Source organism: Vibrio sp. 1069 (assembly GCF_033340555.1).
The window spans coordinates 362400-382366 of sequence record NZ_JAWOWP010000004.1 but is presented as its reverse complement, the minus strand read 5'-3'; the positions used below and the strand labels follow the sequence as shown (position 1 = coordinate 382366).

15 protein-coding genes are annotated in these 19967 nt (G+C 46.0%); 5 read left to right on the top strand and 10 right to left on the bottom strand.

Translation table 11 applies throughout. The features are described 5' to 3' along the window. Positions 1-19: 19 nt before the first annotated feature. The gene (gene zapE / locus R7040_RS09755) at positions 20-1123 is read right to left on the bottom strand and encodes a cell division protein ZapE (RefSeq protein ID WP_005387411.1); all 1104 of its coding nucleotides are present in this window, start codon (positions 1121-1123) and stop codon (positions 20-22) included. A 195-nt stretch (positions 1124-1318) separates the two neighbouring features. On the opposite strand from zapE, the gene zapG reads away from it, so the two are divergent. The 3 genes from zapG to degS all read left to right on the top strand — a co-directional run bounded on the left by zapG (position 1319) and on the right by degS (position 4585). Beyond that, a complete protein-coding gene (zapG, locus tag R7040_RS09750) occupies positions 1319-1762 on the top strand; it encodes a Z-ring associated protein ZapG (protein WP_005379861.1) in 444 nt (147 codons plus the stop codon). Positions 1763-1962: 200 nt separating this feature from the next. Continuing rightward, a complete protein-coding gene (locus tag R7040_RS09745) occupies positions 1963-3330 on the top strand; it encodes a Do family serine endopeptidase (RefSeq protein ID WP_025768400.1) in 1368 nt (455 codons plus the stop codon). Between the two features lie 190 nt (positions 3331-3520). Continuing rightward, positions 3521-4585, top strand: coding sequence for an outer membrane-stress sensor serine endopeptidase DegS (gene degS, locus R7040_RS09740; protein ID WP_017633606.1), 1065 nt, complete (start codon positions 3521-3523; stop codon positions 4583-4585). Positions 4586-4622: 37 nt separating this feature from the next. On the opposite strand, the gene parC is transcribed toward degS, so the two are convergent. From parC to nudF, 6 genes are all read right to left on the bottom strand, one after another. Continuing rightward, positions 4623-6908 carry a DNA topoisomerase IV subunit A gene (gene parC / locus R7040_RS09735; RefSeq protein ID WP_017633605.1) on the bottom strand — a complete coding sequence of 762 codons (2286 nt, stop codon included), beginning with the start codon at positions 6906-6908 and terminating at the stop codon, positions 4623-4625. A 3-nt stretch (positions 6909-6911) separates the two neighbouring features. Then, a complete protein-coding gene (gene parE, locus R7040_RS09730; RefSeq protein ID WP_005387417.1) occupies positions 6912-8792 on the bottom strand; it encodes a DNA topoisomerase IV subunit B in 1881 nt (626 codons plus the stop codon). Positions 8793-9041: 249 nt separating this feature from the next. Further along, on the bottom strand, positions 9042-9626 hold the full coding sequence (gene yqiA / locus R7040_RS09725) for an esterase YqiA (RefSeq protein ID WP_005379875.1): 585 nt from the start codon (positions 9624-9626) through the stop codon (positions 9042-9044). Positions 9627-9673: 47 nt separating this feature from the next. Next, positions 9674-10480 carry a 3',5'-cyclic-AMP phosphodiesterase gene (gene cpdA, locus R7040_RS09720; protein WP_161440774.1) on the bottom strand — a complete coding sequence of 269 codons (807 nt, stop codon included), beginning with the start codon at positions 10478-10480 and terminating at the stop codon, positions 9674-9676. 61 nt (positions 10481-10541) lie between these two features. Next, entirely contained in the window at positions 10542-10985 is a 444-nt protein-coding gene (locus R7040_RS09715; RefSeq protein ID WP_017633603.1) for a DUF1249 family protein, read from the bottom strand. After that, positions 10985-11635 (bottom strand): ADP-ribose diphosphatase, encoded by a 651-nt coding sequence (gene nudF, locus R7040_RS09710; protein WP_025768397.1) that lies wholly within the window; start codon positions 11633-11635, stop codon positions 10985-10987. The genes R7040_RS09715 and nudF overlap by 1 nt, the downstream gene beginning before the upstream one ends. 229 nt (positions 11636-11864) lie before the next feature. Between nudF and tolC the strand changes: the two genes are divergently transcribed. Next, positions 11865-13193 (top strand): outer membrane channel protein TolC, encoded by a 1329-nt coding sequence (tolC, locus tag R7040_RS09705; protein WP_005379884.1) that lies wholly within the window; start codon positions 11865-11867, stop codon positions 13191-13193. 178 nt (positions 13194-13371) lie between these two features. Here tolC and hldE read toward each other — a convergent pair whose 3' ends face one another. From hldE to R7040_RS09690, 3 genes are all read right to left on the bottom strand, one after another. After that, on the bottom strand, positions 13372-14802 hold the full coding sequence (hldE, locus tag R7040_RS09700; protein WP_017633601.1) for a bifunctional D-glycero-beta-D-manno-heptose-7-phosphate kinase/D-glycero-beta-D-manno-heptose 1-phosphate adenylyltransferase HldE: 1431 nt from the start codon (positions 14800-14802) through the stop codon (positions 13372-13374). Between the two features lie 67 nt (positions 14803-14869). Next, entirely contained in the window at positions 14870-17713 is a 2844-nt protein-coding gene (gene glnE / locus R7040_RS09695; RefSeq protein WP_064353615.1) for a bifunctional [glutamate--ammonia ligase]-adenylyl-L-tyrosine phosphorylase/[glutamate--ammonia-ligase] adenylyltransferase, read from the bottom strand. Positions 17714-17826: 113 nt separating this feature from the next. Next, entirely contained in the window at positions 17827-19083 is a 1257-nt protein-coding gene (locus R7040_RS09690; RefSeq protein WP_005379890.1) for a methyl-accepting chemotaxis protein, read from the bottom strand. A 105-nt stretch (positions 19084-19188) separates the two neighbouring features. Here R7040_RS09690 and R7040_RS09685 point away from each other — a divergent pair, with 105 nt between their 5' ends. Then, positions 19189-19962 carry a potassium channel family protein gene (locus R7040_RS09685; protein WP_025768395.1) on the top strand — a complete coding sequence of 258 codons (774 nt, stop codon included), beginning with the start codon at positions 19189-19191 and terminating at the stop codon, positions 19960-19962. Positions 19963-19967: the final 5 nt, after the last annotated feature.

Here is a 19967-nt window from a genome sequence, read left to right as displayed (position 1 = left end):
TTTTAAGAACCCATTGGATCTAGGCCAAATGTTCACGCGCGAGATACTCATGACTTTGCATCTCAGTAAGCCGAGACAAACAGCGCTTAAATTCGAACTCTAACTGCCCGTCAGTATATAAGTCGGCCATTGGCACTTCAGCAGAAATAATCAACTTAACATTGCGCTCGTAAAACTCATCGACCAGCGCGATAAAGCGTCTCGCCGCATCATCTATTTTTCGGTTCATTTGTTGAACATCTGCCAGTAATACCGTGTGGTAAATACGAGACAATTCAATGTAGTCATTTTGACTGCGAGCAGTTTGACACAACTGAGCAAACGACGCATGCAGCACCCCGTCGCTTGCTTCAATCACCGCTAGTTGACGGTGGTTCACTTCGATTTGATGAGCAACAAACTGACGCTCTCCAGTCAGCTGCTGATAATATTTGTTAAGGTTTATGCTAGCCTGCTCATCAAGCGGGTAATGGTATATTTCAGCCTGTTCTAACGTTCTTAAGCGATAATCAACGCCACTATCGACATTCAACACTTCACAACGTGCCAAAATCATATCGATCGCGGGCAAAAAGCGCGCTCTTTGCAAACCGTTACGATATAAGTTCTGCGGCTCAATGTTTGAAGTCGCGACTAGGATCATCTGCCGCTTGAACATTTCTTGAAGTAGCGTTGCAAGGATCATCGCATCAGTAATGTCGGAAACAAAAAATTCATCAAAGCAAACCACATCGGCTTCTTCTTTAAATTTATCCGCCACTTTTGATAGCGGATTTTCGACATCACCTAACAGCTTCAACTCATCATGTACTCGATACATAAATCGATGGAAGTGGACGCGCATTTTTCTTTGGGTCGGTAAAGCATCAAAAAATGCATCCATAAGGTAGGTTTTACCGCGACCTACCCCACCCCAAAAGTAAAGACCTTTTGGTGGTTCAGGCTTGTCGATTTTTTTCCCCATTAGCTTTTGCCATTTGGAAAGCTGAGGAACAGGCGCTGACTGAAATTCAACGATAGCATGGTAAAGCTTGTCTAATGCAACGACCGCTTGATACTGAGCTTCATCACGCTGAAACCCGTGTTCTGCTATGTCTTTTTGATATTGTTGTAGTGGTGTCATCGTATTAAGTCGTATAGAGGTATAGAGAAAAGGGTTACCTCGGGGTCAACTTTGAGAATAGAGAGAAGTAGTTATCAGTCCCCGAAGACATACTGCTATTTTTCTTTATCGGCTGTTCAAGCCATAGTAACATGGACGAGCACCGCGTGTAACTAAGTAGTAAAAGACTTGTTAAAACAACTATAAGGAGCAGTTATGCCTTGGATTTATGCCATTGTGGGTTTGCTGGTCGGTACAATCGTAGGCGTAGTCATTAGTAGACTAACCACCCCTGAATACAAGAAACAAAAGTCTGTGCAGAAAGAACTTGAAGCGGCCAAGTTTGAATTAGAGCAACAACGTCAAGAGCTCGTCGATCACTTTGCACAAACCGCAGAAATGTTGGACACCCTAGGTAAAGATTACACCAAGCTATACCAACATATGGCCAAGACCTCTTCTGAGCTTTTGCCAAACTTACCAGAACAAGACAACCCGTTTGATAAGAAAACGGCAATGTCATCTGAAACCATTGCAGAAGATCAACCAGAGTTTAACGAACAACCAAAAGACTACGCTAATGGCGCCACCGGTCTTTTGAAGGATCAAGAGAAAGAAATCATTAATGCTCCCGAAGCGGTAACCGCAAAAGCATCATAATCCTCTCTTACTTCTATCTAGGGCCGATACATTTGTATCGGCCCTTTTTTGAACTTTTTCCCCTCACCTTCGCTCTAACTTGGGTGTGCACTGCCTCCCCTTTTGATTGTCCGAACTAGACCCTATATTAGTTATTAACAAAGTGAACTAACCGTTCGGATATTTCTTTTTGGCAGACATGTTTCAAGAGGAGTTATTGGATGAAAAAACCACTGCTTGCGCTCACCGTTCTATCTCTGAGTTTGGGTTCGATTATTGCCCCAGTTCAAGCCACTGCCGCATTACCTTTGAATGTGGATGGCCAACAGTTACCTAGCTTGGCACCAATGCTTGAGAAGGTGACCCCAGCTGTTGTGAGTATTGCTGTAGAAGGTAAACAAGTACAAACCAGCCGCATTCCCGAGCAATTTCAATTTTTCTTTGGCCCAGACTTTCCTATGGAACAAAGGCGAGAGCGCCCGTTCAGAGGTTTAGGTTCTGGTGTCATTATTGATGCGAAGAAAGGCCATATTGTCACTAACTACCATGTGATTAAGGGGGCAGATGAGATTCGAGTTCGCCTCTTTGACGGGCGCGAGTATGACGCTACGCTCGTTGGCGGTGATGAAATGGCCGATGTTGCGTTACTTAAATTAGAGAAAGCGAAAAACTTAACGCAGATTAAGGTCGCGGATTCCGACAAACTGCGTGTCGGTGACTTTACGGTTGCGATTGGTAACCCATTTGGACTCGGTCAAACTGTGACTTCGGGTATTGTTTCAGCCCTTGGTCGTAGCGGCTTAAACGTTGAAAACTTCGAAAACTTCATCCAAACCGATGCCGCAATTAACAGCGGTAACTCTGGTGGTGCATTGGTCAACCTTAATGGTGAGCTGATCGGTATTAATACTGCGATTTTAGGCCCTAACGGCGGTAATGTGGGTATTGGCTTTGCGATTCCATCAAACATGATGAAAAACCTCACTGATCAAATTCTAGAGTTTGGTGAAGTCAAACGCGGCATGTTGGGTGTGCAAGGTGGCGAAGTAACCTCTGAGCTAGCTGATGCATTGGGTTACGAGTCAAGTAAAGGGGCCTTTATTGGTCAAGTCGTACCGGACAGCGCAGCCGATAAAGCAGGGTTAAAAGCCGGTGACGTAATTGTATCGGTGAACGGCAAAGCGATTAATACTTTCTCAGAGCTCCGCGCAAAAGTGGCAACACTGGGAGCAGGTAAAGAAATCACATTAGGTGTGGTTCGAGATGGTAAGAATAAAACCTTTGATGTAACGCTTGGCGAATCTACGAATATGAAAGCTAAAGCGGAGACATTACATGAGGGACTCAAAGGTGCGGAGTTAAGCAATACAACACCAAGTGATGTAATCCAAGGTGTTAAAGTATCGAGCGTTGCAGATAACTCTCCAGCGGCTCAATATCAATTACAACAAGGTGACATTATTATCGGTGTGAACCGTCAACGAGTGAAAAACCTTGCCGAGCTTCGTACAATCGTAGAGAAACACAAAGGTGTACTGGCTCTTAATATTCAACGTGGTGAACGTACTATTTATCTTGTCATTCGTTAACCACTTTCAAAGTGATAGGAAATAAGGTTTTCGATGCATAGTACTGAGTGATAAGGCTCGATCACTTTTCCTTATCGCTCAATAACTAATGAAAAGGGCAGCGCGATGACGTGCTGCCCTTTTGTTATTTTTCAATGTAATGCTATTCTTCATCTTCGATGCCATTTTGGCGCTCACGCATGGAGAGGATATGCTCAGCTTTTTATTACGTTCTGTCTTTTTAGGCTTGGCTACTGCCGCAGTGGTATTACTGGCGGTTCCATCTTTGCGCAACAACGTAATTCCTGCCGCGCTTGATCCTCAACCTGTTAATATCGCATCAGTCGAGTTGACGTTTAATCAAGCGGTCCGAAGAGCAGCGCCTGCAGTGGTAAACATCTACAGCCGTAAGTATGTTGAGAATGATCGCAGTAAACTCTCGACTCAAGGTCTGGGGTCAGGTGTCATTGTTAGTGAGAAAGGCTACATCATTACTAACTATCATGTGGTTGCTCAAGCTGATCAAATTGTTGTGGCATTACAAGACGGCAGAGCCGCAGCGGCTCAGCTCGTAGGGACAGATAAACGTACTGATATAGCCGTGCTGCGTGTCGAAGGTTCGAATTTGCCCGTAATCCCTCTGAACTCTAATTACAAACCACAAGTGGGCGATGTAGTACTAGCCATCGGTAACCCATACAACCTTGGACAAACCACAACGTTCGGCATTATTTCTGCCACAGGTCGTTCATCTATTAGCGATGGTCGTCAAGCATTCATTCAAACCGATGCCGCCATCAATGAAGGTAACTCTGGTGGAGCCCTAGTGAACACACAAGGCGAGCTCGTCGGCATTAACACCGCCTCTTTTCAGCAAGCGACAGACTTAGAAACTTACGGTATTTCTTTTGCGATCCCTGCGCCGCTAGCCAGTAAGATCATGCAGAAAATCATCGCTGATGGCCGCGTGATTCGTGGTTATATTGGAATCGACGGCCAAGACATTAATGCGGTCACTGCTCGCCTACTTGGAAATGAACACATAGGTGGTATTGTCGTACTTGGTATTGATCCAAATGGCCCAGCCAATGCGGCTGGCTTTCAAAAACAAGATATCATTATCAGTATTGATGGCAATAAGGTTCAGGGGCGTCAGAGCGTTATGGATATCGTCACCGATTTACGTCCTGGCACCACCGTGGACGTCGGTATCATTCGCAAAGGAAAAGAGATGACCTTGAAAGTCACCATTGCTGAAGACAAGCAAGAAGCATAAAAAATCCCAGCCATTGGCTGGGATTTTTATTTGTGCGTTACTCGCTATCGCTCGGTGTTTCCGTCGTATCGGAATCATCCAGCTCAACTTCAATGCGAGTGACTCGCTGCAAACCTCTCGGTAATAACCCACCTCGGCGACCACGTTCGCCACGGAAGTTATCAAGGTCAGACGGTTTAAGACCCAACTTTCGCTTACCCGCGTACAGCGTTAACGATGCACCTTTTGGTAAAGACATTAAGTGAGATAGTACTTCTTCTCGCTCTTTTGCTTTAGCAGCAGGAATGTTGATGATCTTATTCCCTTTACCTTTCGCCAGTTGTGGCAAGTCTTTGATTGGGAACAGCAGCATGCGACCTTGGTTAGTGATTGCTAAGATTTCATCAGAGTCTAAATCTTCAATCTCTTTTGGCGTCATGATCTCAGAGTTGGCAGGTAAAGTGACGAGCGCTTTACCACTGCGGTTTTTAGACAGCAAGTCCGCGCCTTTACATACAAAGCCGTAACCTGCATCTGAACCCACCAGCCACAGCTGATCTTCTTCACTCATGATGACTTGGCGAATACTGCTACCAGCCGTAATATTCAAGCGACCGGTAATCGGCTCACCTTGACTACGAGCAGAAGGCAGTGAGTGCGATTCCAGAGAGTAACTTCGACCGTCACTACCTAGGAATACCGCAGGCTGATTACTCTTACCTCGAGCATGCGCTAAATACTTATCACCCGACTTATAGTTTAAGCCTTCGGCATCCACGTCATGGCCTTTCGCGTGACGAATCCAACCTTTCTCAGAAAGCACAACCGTGATTGGCTCACTTGGTACGAGGTCACGTTCAGTCAGCGCTTTTGCTTCTGCACGCTCAACCATTGGAGAGCGACGGTCATCACCGTATTTCTCTGCGTCTGCTTTGATTTCTTTTTTCAGTAGTGTGTTCAGACGACGCTCAGAACCGAGTAGCTGTTCTAGCTTCTCACGCTCTTTCTCTAGCTCGTCTTGCTCACCACGGATCTTCATCTCTTCTAGTTTTGCTAGATGACGAAGTTTGGTATCTAAAATTGCATCCGCTTGGATATCGGTAATACCAAAGCGTTCCATCAGCACCGCTTTTGGATCGTCTTCAGTACGGATGATCTCAATCACTTCATCTAGGTTGAGGTAAGCAACCAACAAACCTTCCAAGATGTGTAGACGAGCCATTACTTTGTCTAGGCGGTGTTGTAGACGACGACGCACAGTCGTACGACGGAACTCGATCCACTCAGATAGAATTTGCACCAGACCTTTAACTTGAGGACGGTTATCCAAACCAATCATGTTCAAGTTAACGCGGTAACTGCGCTCAAGATCCGTTGATGCGAACAAGTGGTTCATCAACAAGTCACAATCGACACGGTTTGACTTAGGCACCACAACGATACGCGTTGGGTTCTCGTGATCCGATTCGTCACGAAGATCGTCAACCATTGGCAGCTTCTTCGCACGCATCTGGTTAGCGATTTGCTCAAGCAGTTTGGCACCCGATACTTGGTGAGGCAAAGAAGTGATAACAATATCAGAACCTTCTTTATGCCAAACCGCGCGCATTTTGATGCTGCCACGACCGTTGCGGTAAATCTTCTCGATATCCGCTTGCGGCGAGATAATTTCTGCTTCTGTTGGGTAATCTGGACCTTTGACATACTGCATCACGTCCGGCAGTTCTGCTTTCGGGTTGTCGATCAAATGAATAGTCGCATCTGCGATTTCACGAACGTTGTGCGGTGGGATGTCTGTTGCCATACCAACGGCAATGCCGGTTACACCGTTAAGCAGGATATGAGGCAGACGTGCTGGCAACATTTGTGGCTCTTTCATTGTGCCATCAAAGTTAGGTTGCCATTCAACCGTGCCCTGACCAAGTTCGCCAAGCAATACTTCAGCAAACTTAGACAGTTTTGCTTCGGTATAACGCATTGCCGCAAATGATTTCGGATCATCTGGCGCACCCCAGTTACCTTGACCATCCACTAATGGATAGCGGTAAGAGAATGGCTGAGCCATCAATACCATCGCTTCGTAACACGCTGAATCACCGTGCGGATGGTATTTACCTAGCACGTCACCAACGGTACGTGCAGATTTTTTGTATTTTGCTGATGCAGAGAGACCAAGCTCTGACATCGCATAAATGATGCGTCGTTGAACCGGCTTTAAGCCATCACCAATGTATGGCAAGGCGCGGTCCATGATTACGTACATCGAGTAGTTCAGATAAGCGTCTTCAGTGAACTTGCGCATTGGCAATTGTTCGACGCCATCGTAGGTAATTTCTGTAGACATCCGTTACACCTCTGCCAAGTCGCCGTTGTTTTGTAGCCAAGAACGACGGTCATCTGCACGCTTTTTACCTAGCAGCATGTCCATCATTTCCATGGTCGCCGTAGAGTCGTCAATGGTTAACTGCACTAAGCGACGCGTGTTCGGATCCATGGTGGTTTCACGCAACTGAAGTGGGTTCATCTCACCCAGACCTTTGAATCGTTGCACGTTGATTTTGGCTTTCTTCTTCGACAAGCGCTCTAAAATGCCATCTTTTTCATCATCATCGAGGGCGTAGAACACTTCTTTCCCGCAGTCGATTCGATACAGAGGCGGCATCGCCACATAGATATGACCCGCTTCCACTAGTGCGCGGAAGTGACGAGTAAATAGAGCACAAAGCAGCGTTGCGATGTGAAGACCATCCGAGTCCGCATCGGCAAGGATACAGATCTTACCGTAACGAAGACTCTCGAGGTTGTCGCTATCTGGGTCAATACCCAAAGCAACTGAGATATCGTGTACTTCTTGAGACGCAAGAACTTGATCGGCAGAGACTTCCCACGTGTTCAAGATCTTACCACGCAGTGGCATCACAGCTTGGAATTCACGGTCACGTGCCTGTTTTGCCGAGCCACCCGCAGAGTCACCCTCCACAAAGAAGATTTCCGTGCGACTTAAGTCCTGTGCAGAACAGTCGGTCAACTTACCTGGCAGTGCCGGGCCAGAAGCCACTTTCTTACGTACGACTTTTTTCGCCGCTCGCATACGACGATGCGCGTTAGCGATACAGACTTCTGCCAATTGCTCTGCGAGCTGAGGCTTTTCGTTCAACCAAAGACTGAACGCATCTTTTACAACGCCAGAGACAAATGCCGCGGTTTGACGAGAAGAGAGACGTTCCTTGGTCTGGCCTGCAAATTGTGGATCTTGAATTTTAACCGACAGCACGTAAGAACAGCGGTCGAAAACGTCATCACCCGTTAGCTTCACACCACGAGGTAATAGATTACGGAACTCACAGAATTCGCGCATCGCTTCCAACAAGCCTTGGCGTAAACCATTAACGTGCGTACCACCTTGAGCGGTTGGGATTAGGTTAACGTAGCTTTCGGTGATCATTTCACCGCCTTCTGGCTGCCAAATTACCGCCCAGTTTGCCGCTTCAGTATCCGCCAAGAACTCACCAGTAAATGGTTCTTCAGGAATAACTGGATAGCCTTTTACACCTTCCGCAAGATAGTCTTTAAGACCGTCTTCGTAGTACCACTTATAGTCTTTGCCATTAACTTTGTCGGTTAATGTGATTTCTAAGCCCGGACACAAAACCGCTTTTGCGCGCAGGTTGTTGACTAAGCGCGTCACAGAGAAGTTAGCCGAATCGAAGTACTTCGCATCAGGCCAGAAATGTACGCTGGTACCGCGATTGCGACGACCACATGTGCCAGTTACGGTCAGATCAGACACTTTCTCGCCGTGTTCAAATGCAATTTCATACACTTGACCATCACGACGAACTGTTACTTCAACGCGTTTTGACAACGCGTTTACTACAGATATACCTACCCCGTGCAAACCACCAGAGAATTGGTAGTTTTTGTTAGAGAACTTACCACCCGCATGTAGCTTACATAGAATTAGCTCTACGCCTGATACTTTCTCTTCTGGGTGGATATCAACAGGCATGCCTCGACCATCATCGATCACTTCGAGTGATTGGTCAGCATGTAGGATGACTTGTACTTTTGAGGCATGTCCGGCTAGCGCTTCATCGACACTGTTGTCGATAACTTCTTGGCCCAAATGGTTTGGGCGCGCTGTATCCGTATACATCCCTGGTCGGCGACGTACTGGCTCTAAGCCATTCAGTACTTCAATGGCACCAGCATTATATTGTTCAGTCATAATACGGAATTATTCTCAAAGTTTACTTGTTGCCTGAGTATCACCAATGGGCGTACCCATACTCAGGAAACGAAAAAGCCACCCTGTTCACATCACTAAGAGTTTGTAAACATGATGCATAACAAAGTAGCCAGGGTCCTCGACCCTTAAGATCTTTTGGCAAAACATAGTCGGAAAGCATACCGCCCATGTCAAGAAACGGTTGGATATATCAATAAAAACTATGAGCCTTTTCCAATCGCTTTCGAATTACAGTTCTAGAAATTCGATAATCTGTGCAGGATAACGCTCAAAGCCTACAAAACTGTGATCACCGCCTTGTTCTACTGTTTGCTTAGCGTCTGCAAACTTATCTACCGCTTGTCGATAGTCTAAAACCTCATCTTCTGTTTGTTGCAATAACCAAAAAGAATGTGGCGACGCGATGCTTTGTACATCAAGAGCTTTTAACTCGTCAATATGACAAGCTTCAAGTGTATAGGTTTCATGCGTATATGGGTTAGTTTGCTTACCCAAATAATCTACTAGCAACTCATAAGGCTTGACTGCGGGGTTGACCACTACCGCTTTAAACCCAAACTTGTCATTTAGCCACGTTGACATAAAACCGCCTAATGAACTGCCCACTAGACCAATTTTATAGTCGTCTTTATATTGCTCGATAATATCCAACAACATTTTCGCCGCTTGCTGAGGATAACAAGGTAACTGGGGAACAATCACCTTGATATCAGACCTATGTTGCTCGCAGTAGGCTCTCATCACATTCGCTTTCATGGAGAGTGGAGAGCTATTAAAGCCATGGATATAGAGAAGAAGTGAAGGTTTACTCATAGATATCTCGCACAAAAAAGCGAGCCCGAACAGAGAGCTCGGGCGCGTTAGTAGCCGTTAGAAGAGAAGTCTGGTTGGAACTGGCCATCAGGAAGCCGACCTACTTGGGTCGTAATATCGCCACAAGCGTGTAGTTGCAGCTCCCGCCAACCAGGCGAAGTGGTATCAAGGGCAAAATCATCCGAGTTAGGCTTAAACTGAACACAAGTTGAGGGTGTTGCCATCACTCGAATGCCCTTGTGAAGCACATTCATATCTTGATGAACATGACCACAGAGAATGCCTTTCACGTTATCAAAACGCTCGACAACCTGCCAAAACGCTTCGGCATCTTTTAAAGTATGTTGATCAAGCCACGCGCTTCCCACCAGTAACGGGTGATGATGCAACAAAACAAGTGTGTGTCTTTCTGGGTGTTCGGCTAGCTTTTCTTCGAGTAGCGTTAATTGCTGATCACTCAAGCGCCCATGAGGAACGCCAACAACTTGCGAGTCTAAAAGAATTAACTGCCAATGCTCGCCAAGCAACACATGCTCTGCGGCTTTGATTTGTGGCGAAGGCAAAACACTGCCCATATTAGGCTTGTAATCATGATTACCAGGTAGCCAAAAGCAGTCTTTCTCTAGCGGTTCAATGCCGTTGGCAAAGCGCTGATAAGATTCTGCACTATGGTCTTGGGAAATATCGCCCGTCGCCAAGATGTAATCAAACGCCACGTTGCGGCGTAAAACATCAGCAACAACAGCATTAAAGCTATCGATTGTTTTTACGCTTAGCAAACTTCCCTCATCGGCAGCAAACAGATGAGTATCCGTAATTTGTAAAAGTTTGATGCTGTCACTAGATGATTGCAAAATGAAAACCTGATTCGTCCACTATATCGTTATTTGTTATTTTCCTTTAGTGACGTGACGATCAATTGAAGGCAAGTGGTGTTCTACTGATACCACTTCGTAAACAAAACGTCAGCCATTCACCGAGGAATGTGTTTAATTGATGCTTTTCATCTTTCTGCATCAGTTGGTCATTGGGATAATCATACTTAGCTTTTATGCGAGAGAACTCTCCGCTTGAGCATACTTCGGCTACTCTCGCATCATGATAAAGCCTGACAGACATCGTCGGTAAAGGAAACACTGGCGTTTCATCACTCTGACATATCTCAACAACTGTGGTGTATTTTGTGATTTCATTCACGGTCAATTGGTAAACCATGTTCGCCGCTTGGTAGCAACGTACATCCCCAACTTCGGCAGAAGCAGGCAATAAGGCGTTCAACTTAGCGTAGTTGGTCTCATACGTTCTCATAAGACCAGCTAAATCAACATGATATTGTTGTTTTTCAGCCAATTGTGCCATTACTCACTCTCCACCGTTTGGGATTGTCCCCATTCTGACTTTAACTCTTGATGGTGTAATTGCAGCCATTGCAACGCAATAATCGACGCACCATTTTCAAATTTCCCGTCCTTCACCCATTGATACGCCGTTTCACGACTCATGACATGAACTCGGATATCTTCATTCTCATAGTCTAAACCATGAATGCCGTGCGCTTTAGACGCATCCACTTCACCAACAAAGACGTCTAGCTTTTCCGAGCAACCACCAGCCGAAGGATAATAAGAAGTGACAGGTATAACGCGCCCCACCTGAATCCCCGCTTCTTCGACAGCCTCTCGACGAATTACGGCTTCAGCTGATTCATCGCGGTCAATCATACCGGCGACAATTTCTAGCTGCCAAGGGTGTTCATGTTCCAACGCGCCAATACGAATCTGTTCAATGATTACGACCTGGTCCGTCTTTGGATCATAAGGAAGCATCGCTGCTGCGTGACCACGCTCGAACATTTCTCGTTCGACAACTCCACTCCAACCACCAGCAAATAGCCTATGCTGAAAGCGGTATTTCACCATTTTGAAAAAACCTTCAAATAAGGTTTCTTTCGAGATGACTTTTACATCTCGCGAAGTAAAATCTTGTTGTTGTTTGTCACGCTGTTGCATTCAACACCTCTCTGAGTGAATCCTGTAGTTTACTCATTGTTATTCGCTTGCTCAAAGGACTTGGCTCAACTTTTTGTATAATAGTTACAAATTAATTTAAGTCTTTGCTAAAAATTTATTGCACAAGTGGATAATTACGTGTAAAAAAGTGCAAACTTTAGAGTAAATATCGTGCAAATTGAGTTAAACTACTGAGAATTAACCAATCTATGGACCGCGGGAATAGAAAATGAAAAAATTGCTTCCACTATTTATCAGTGCAGCGCTAGGTAGCATGAGTACGTCTGCGTTCGCAGACTCTTTGGCTGAAATCTACGACTTGGCAAAACAAAATGATCCACAATTGCTCAGTGTAGCAGCACAACGTGACCAAGCTTTCGAAGCAATCACCTCAAGCCGTAGTGCTCTATTACCACAAATTAACCTTACTGCGGGTTACAATTTAACTCGTGGTGATACTGAATACGATTCAAATCTAATTAGCGACGTATCAAACGATGGCAACGCACTAACCGCTGGCGTTAGCTTTTCACAAGCACTTTACAACCGCGCATCTTGGATCTCTCTAGATACTGCTGAGAAAAGTGCTCGCCAAGCAGACGCAACTTACGCAGCGACGCAACAGGCACTGATTCTTCGCGTGTCACAAGCGTATTTTGAAGTTCTACGCGCACAAGATAATCTTGTTTTCGTACGTGCAGAAAAAGCCGCGGTTGGCCGTCAACTTGAGCAAACTAAACAGCGTTTTGAAGTAGGTTTGTCTGCAATCACTGACGTGCATGACGCACAAGCTCAGTACGACCAAGTGCTAGCGGACGAAGTGTTGGCAGAAAACGCGCTCACTAATAGCTACGAGTCACTGCGTGAAATTACAGGCCAAGAGCACAAAGATCTCAACATTTTGGACACTGGCCGCTTCACTGCTAGCCCATCGACCGTACCTGCTGAATCGCTCATTGATGAAGCAAAAACCAAAAACCTGACCTTGCTATCTTCACGTATTCTTCAAGACATTGCGCGTGACAATATTTCACTAGCAAGCTCTGGCCACCTACCAACGCTCTCTCTAGACGGTGGTTACAACTACGGTGATACTTCTCATAGCTCTCGTGACAACACGACAGACAACTTCAATATTGGTGTGAACCTTGCAGTACCGCTATACACAGGTGGTAACGTAACCTCTCAAACCAAACAAGCTGAATACGCATACGTGGCAGCAAGCGAAGATCTTGAAGCACAGTACCGTAGCGTAGTCAAAGATGTTCGCGCACAAAACAACAACATTAACGCCTCTATCGGCGCATTACGTGCGTATGAGCAAGCGGTTATTTCTGCACGCTCTGCACTAGAAGCAACAGAAGCTGGCTTTGATGTAGGTACTCGTACTATCGTTGATGTACTGGACGCGACTCGTCGTCTATACGATGCGAACAAAAACCTATCGAACGCTCGTTACGACTACATTTTAAGTGTTCTTCAGCTACGCCAAGCAGTTGGTACGCTAAGCGAACAAGACATCTTGGACGTTGATGCAGGTTTGAAAGCGGCAAAATAACCGCGAACTGAATACTTCAGGTCTTAATAAATAAAAAACGCCAGTTGAGTTATCAGCTGGCGTTTTTTATTACTTGTAGTTCAGAGCTTAAAAGTGCCTCTGAACTACAAGTATCAAAAAGGCCGCACTTAGCGACCTTTATGAGCAAATAGCATTTCAATGCTAACAAACAGCAGCCTTAGCCCTTACCGCCTTTGATTGCATTAATGATTTCACTGGTCGAGCAGCCATCTTCAAAGTTCAATACACGAACTTCACCACCCGCCGCAATGACTTCTTTACCACCAGCAATCTCTTCTGGTTTGTAGTCACCGCCTTTTACTAGCAAGCTTGGTAGAACTTCTGAGATCAAACGCTGCGGCGTATCTTCACTAAATGGTACAACCCAATCCACAGCGCCCAAACCTGCCAACACCGCCATGCGGCGATCGGTTGGGTTTACCGGACGACCAGGGCCTTTAAGGCGTTTTACTGACTCATCGGTATTTACCGCAACGATTAGGCGATCGCCCAGTTCAGCAGCATGGTTTAAGTAAGACACATGGCCAGCGTGTAGAATATCAAAGCAGCCATTTGTCATAACGACTTTCTCGCCACGAGCTCGTGCTTTTTTCACCGCTTCGATCAGTGCTTTTTCTGAAATCACACCGTAATCCGTGTCTTGGCTGCCATGTACCGCTTCTGCTAATTCAATCTCAGAAAGCGTTGACGTGCCTAGTTTACCAACTACAACACCTGCCGCTGCGTTTGCTAGTGCACACGCTTCTTCAAATGATTTGCCTGCGGCAACAGACGCTGCCAATACAGAGATAACCGTGTCGCCCGCACCTGTCACGTCGTACACTTCTTTCGCTTGAGTTGGAAGGTGGAACGGTTCCTGACCACGACGAATCAAGGTCATTCCGTTTTCGCTGCGTGTCACTAAAAGCGCTTCAAATTCAAACTCTTCAACCAAAGCCAGCGCTTTCTCTACTAGCTCTTGGTCAGATTTCACTTTACCTACAACGTCTTCGAACTCTTTCATGTTTGGCGTAAGAAGTGTTGCGCCACGGTAGCGTTCAAAATCCGCACCTTTCGGGTCAATGAAAACCGGAATATTTGCTGCGCGCGCTTTTTGAATGTATGCCTGAACATGCTCTAACGAACCTTTTGCGTAGTCAGACATAATCACGGCTTTAACGTTTGGCAGTGCGGCATCCATACGCGATAGCACAGGTGCAGAATCTGTGTTTTCAAATTTGTCTTCGAAGTCGAGGCGGATCAGTTGTTGTCCACGGCTCATTACACGAAGCTTCGTAATCGTTGGGTAATCAGGCAGCGCAACGAAATCGCACTTCACATTGAGCGAGCTCAGCGTCTCCGTCAGCACTTTTGCAGGCTCATCTTCCCCAGTTAGACCAACAATGTGAGCATGGCCACCTAATGATGCGATGTTCATCGCAACGTTCGCAGCACCACCAGGACGCTCTTCATTGTTTTCTACTTTTACAACAGGAACCGGCGCTTCAGGAGAAATGCGCCCGGTTGGGCCATACCAGTAACGATCTAGCATGACATCACCGATGATGAGCACACCAGCGCTGTTGTAATCAGGTAGAATTGGTTTCATTGTTGGTCTCCAAAAATTAAATCGAAGTGAGTTTATCACAGCCCTTATCGACGCTAAATATATGGTCTTAACTGAACCACTGATTCCAAGCCTGTTTTACCCACTCCCTTTCGGCAACAAACTTATCTTCCACCACATCAGCGTCTAAATTGAGTAGATTTCGGCGGTGTATTTCGTTGCGCATTGTCGTGTAAGCACGTATCAACTGCATTGCTTGGTCTTCGTCCATAACATCTTGCGCAATGAGCGTTTCAAAGATGCGCACATTATCACACCAACGCGTCAATTTCGGCTTATCGTGACTATAGTTGAGCACTAGGTACTGAGCGAGAAATTCGATATCGGTAATCCCACCTACATCTTGCTTGAGCATAAAGCGGCCTGGCTTTTTCCCCCCAAGATGACCGCGCATTTTTTCTCTCATTTCGACAACGTCTTTTTTCAGTTCAGCTTGATCGCGTGCTTTGCACAGCACATCATGCCGCGTATTGTGAAATGCAATTGCCAGTGGTTCATCACCATAAATCATGCGCGCGCGGACAAGTGCTTGATGCTCCCATGTCCACGCGTCTTGATGTTGATAGTCGTCGAACGCGTCCGTTGGACTAACCAACAAACCCGATGCACCGGACGGACGCAATCGGGTATCGACCTCGTATAAAATACCGGAAGCGGTGCGAGTGGAGAAAATATGAATGATACGCTGTGCTAAACGAAGGTAGAACTGACGACCATCAATCTCTTTTTTGCCGTCAGTGTAGACATTGACTGGGCAGTCATGCATGAAGACAATATCCAAGTCGGAGTTATAGCCGAGCTCCCACCCTCCGACTTTACCATAGCCAATTACAGCAAAGCCTTTACCTTCACGATCTTTCACATGCGTTGGCTCGCCGTACTTTTCAGACACTTGCAACCAAGCCTGACTGATCACCGCATCAACGATAGCTTCCGCTAAATAAGTTAAATGGTCACTCACTTTCATCACTGGCAATGCGCCAGCAATATCTGCCGCTGCAATACGCAAAATACAAATTTGCTTAAACTGACGCAACGCTTCCATTTGCTGTTCCATATCATCTTCAGGAATACGCGCCAAATAATCACGTAGCTCTGTACGGTAACTGTCTAATGGAATGGGATTGTACAGCTGCGCAGGGTCGATCAACTCATCAAGCAAGATAGGATAACGAGACAGCTGCTCTGAAATCATTGGGCTTGCGGTACACAAACGTACGAGCTGCACCAGAGCCGCTGGATGCTCATCCAATAATTCCAAGTAAGTCGTGCGAGTGCAGATGTTGTGTAGCAAGTGAAGTACACGAGATAAACCAAACTGTGCATCAGGATGGGCAAAGACCGCATCAAACACTTTCGGCATCAAACGATTGAGCACTTCGCGTCCACGTGGGCCTAACGTTTTTTTGGCCAGATCGGTTTTAAAGTTGATGATGGTTTTCGCGCATGAAGCAAAGTCTTCAATCTGAATATCCTGCTGCAAGATATGCTCAAGAACATCTTGTTTGTCGGCCATATCCCATAGCTCATGAAAATGACGAGCAACGGTAGTCCCCTCGTCTTCTTCATCATCACCAATTAGTGATTCAAAAACTTGGTGAACATTTGCCATATGCTGCTGGGTTTGCTCAATCAATTGATCCCAACAGCTCATTTTCATCGCGGTGGCGAGCTTTAAGCGTTCGGTTTCGCAATCAGGCAGCGTCTGGGTTTGCTTATCCGCCATTGCTTGCAACAAGTTTTCTAATTGACGCAAGTACTTGTATGCGGCTTCTAGATCGCTGACTTCTTGTGGAGTAAGCAATGCCAGTTCTTCAATGCCTTGCAGTGTTTCCAACAGCCCTCGATTACGTAAAGAAGGTTCTCGACCACCTCGAATCAATTGAAAAACTTGAGCGATAAATTCAATTTCTCGAATGCCACCCGCACCTAGCTTAATGTTGTTATTCAACCCTCGGCGGCGAACCTCGCTACTGATCATCGACTTCATTCGACGCAAAGATTGAATCGCACTGAAATCAATATAACGACGAAAAACAAAAGGGCGCAGCATTTGGCGTAGCTCTTGATACTGCGGGTACATCTCACATCCCATCACCCGAGCTTTGATCATCGCGTAACGTTCCCAATCTCGCCCCTGCTCTTGGTAATAATCTTCAAGTGCGGCATAGCTCATTACCAAGGGGCCACTTTCTCCAAATGGGCGAAGTCGCATGTCGACGCGGTAGCAAAAACCATCGAAGGTTTGTTGGTCGAGCGCTTTGATGATGCGTTGACCAAGACGAGTAAAGAACTGGGCATTGGCAATGCTGCGGCGTGCGCCTTGGGTTTCGCCATTCTCTGGATACGTGAAAATTAGATCAATATCGGAAGAAAAGTTTAGCTCGCCACCACCCAGTTTCCCCATGCCGATAATTAACATCGGCTGCACTTCACCGTCCTCACTTGTTGGCGTGCCCCACTCCTGACAACACACTTGATATTGCCATTGATAGGTTTCAAAAATCATCGCTTCTGCCAACTCAGATAAGTGGCTTAAAGACGTCTCTAGAGACCATGCATGCGTGAAATCCTTCCACGCAATGTACACCATTTCTCGATTGCGAAACTGACGCAATACGCGATGACCAGACATCTCATCAGGACATTGTTCCAACAGTTCAGCAAGGCGTGAGCGGTAAGACTCCTGACGACTTGGCTGCGCTAACATACTTGGCAACTCACGGGCTAGGACTTCATCGCGATGAATGGCTTCAGTTATAAACTGGCTTAAGCCCGCCACATAACGAAATTGCTGCGCAACCTCATCGGGCCAAAGGGGAAAATAACCTGCGTCTTGGGCGTTTTGTACGGCAGATTCAGCGATAGAAATCAGTGGCGAAGGCAGCTGCATTTTTCTTCCTTGTTTGAAAAGCACGGTAACTCATTCTTTATACCAGACTGAAAGCAAATAAAAACGCCCACAAAAGGTTTGTGGGCGTTTTATCAAAAGTTCGGGATCGAATATTAAACTTGGAAAGATTTGATCTTCTTGTCTAGCTCACCTGCATTATTTTGCATCATTTCAGAGGTTTCTAGCAGCTCGGTAACAACAACAACTGAGGCTTCAACCAACTCACGTACATTGGTGAGGTTTTGGCTCATCTCTTCTGCAACACTGCTTTGCTGACCAGACGCCGTCGCGATCTGGAAGTTCATGTCATTGATTTGCGTCACTTGCCCAACAATACCATCGAGCTCAGATCCAGCATTAGAAACCAGCTCGTTTCCATCTGCCGCTTCTACAACGCTTTTTTCCATGAGTTCTACCGCAGATTCAGCACTGGTTTGCAGCTGTGCGATCATCTCTTGAATTTCTACCGTCGCTTGTTGTGTACGTTGGGCAAGGTTACGAACTTCATCTGCAACCACAGCAAAACCCCGCCCAGCCTCGCCAGCTCGCGCCGCTTCAATCGCCGCATTCAGTGCAAGCAGGTTGGTTTGTTCAGAAATGCCTTGAATCGTCCCTACAACGCTACCAATGGCTTCAACACGTTCTTCAACTTGGTTAACCGCTTGTGCCGATGAAGCGATATCCGACGAAAGTTCACTCATTTTCGCCATTGTACTTTGCAAGAACTGCTGACCAGAAATTGCTTGTGCGGAAGCTTGCTCTGTTAGAGAAGATGCCGTCTGGGCATGTTCCGCAACCGTTTGGACCGTCGACGACATTTCACTCATCGCCGTAGCAAGTTGATCAATTTCGTTAAACTCTTCTTGCGCCGATTCCTTCGTTTCCGACATGCTCAGCGTCATGACTTCGGTGAGCGTTGATAATTCATCAGACGCATTAATTTGCATTTGAATAACATCGTGCAATTGTCGACGTGTCTTTTCTAATTCACGTGCCACGTCTCCGTATTCATCTTTACAATCCATACCAAATGGAACAGAGAGGTTCTTGCTCGCCATCAGTTTGATCGCGTCGCTCAGATACTGTGTTTGACGCAACATCACTCTAGCCGCCGCTAATAAGAGCACGACAAAAACCACAATCAATAAGGCGGTTTGCCAAGCAACTTGCGTTAAATATGCTTCATAATGCTGTTGGGCAACTTGCGCGTTTTGTGTCGCCGCTAAAAGTGAGTCGTAAAAAGTGTTTGCGTCCCACAGTTGTTTTGCCACGATCAGGACAGTACTGAAGACCATCAACATGACCATTTTAGGCACCAGTCGAATGTCGGATATGACCCTTTCCCATGGCTTAAATGCCAGCTTTTCCATTGTCAGTTCTCCACCGAGTCTTATATAGTCTTTATCTATAATCTTTATATTACTTATAGTTATGTTCGCGCTTTGCGTGGTTACGCGATTTATTTTGAGCTTCGTATGAAAAACAATGATATCAAAGACAGCACACGACCGATGGGCCTGTTGTCACTAATATTGTCTTTTATGGCACTATTTGTGATCTCTGGCTTGTTGTTTTTCCCGATCGATCACGAAACCCGTCAAGTTCTTATCGGTCTGGATTTCATAATCTGTAGTATTTTTCTACTACAGCTCACCATTGATTTGATCCGGTCCACAGATCGCTGGTTATTCCTTAAACGTCATTGGATAGATTTCGTGGCGAGCATCCCATTGATAGAGCCCCTGCGCTTTGCTCGTATTTTTCATATTATGCGAGTGGTATTAGTACTGCGTTCGTCAAAGTTCATTTTGCATCAGCTCAAAGAAAACCGCCGCGAAACCACGGTCGCCTCTATACTGCTATTGATGGTTATCCTCATAACACTCGGTTCTAGTGCAATGCTGTTTATCGAAGCGAAAAACCCAGAAGCGAATATTCGTACTGGCGCCGATGCTTTGTGGTGGGTATTTGTAACAATCTCAACGGTTGGTTACGGCGATCATTATCCAGTGACCTCCATAGGAAAGTTTTTGGCTGTCATCATCATTGTTTGCGGGGTGGGTATCTTTGGTATGATCTCGGGTCTTATCACCTCTATCCTTACTGCCCCAACGAAACAACAGACGCACAGTTCAATCAATAAAGAACGTATGCTCGAGCAGCTCCTAACCCAACAAGCTCAAATACTAGAACGACTCGATTTCATGGAAAAAGAGCTACAACAACGTAAAACAGAGACAAAAAAATAGGACCA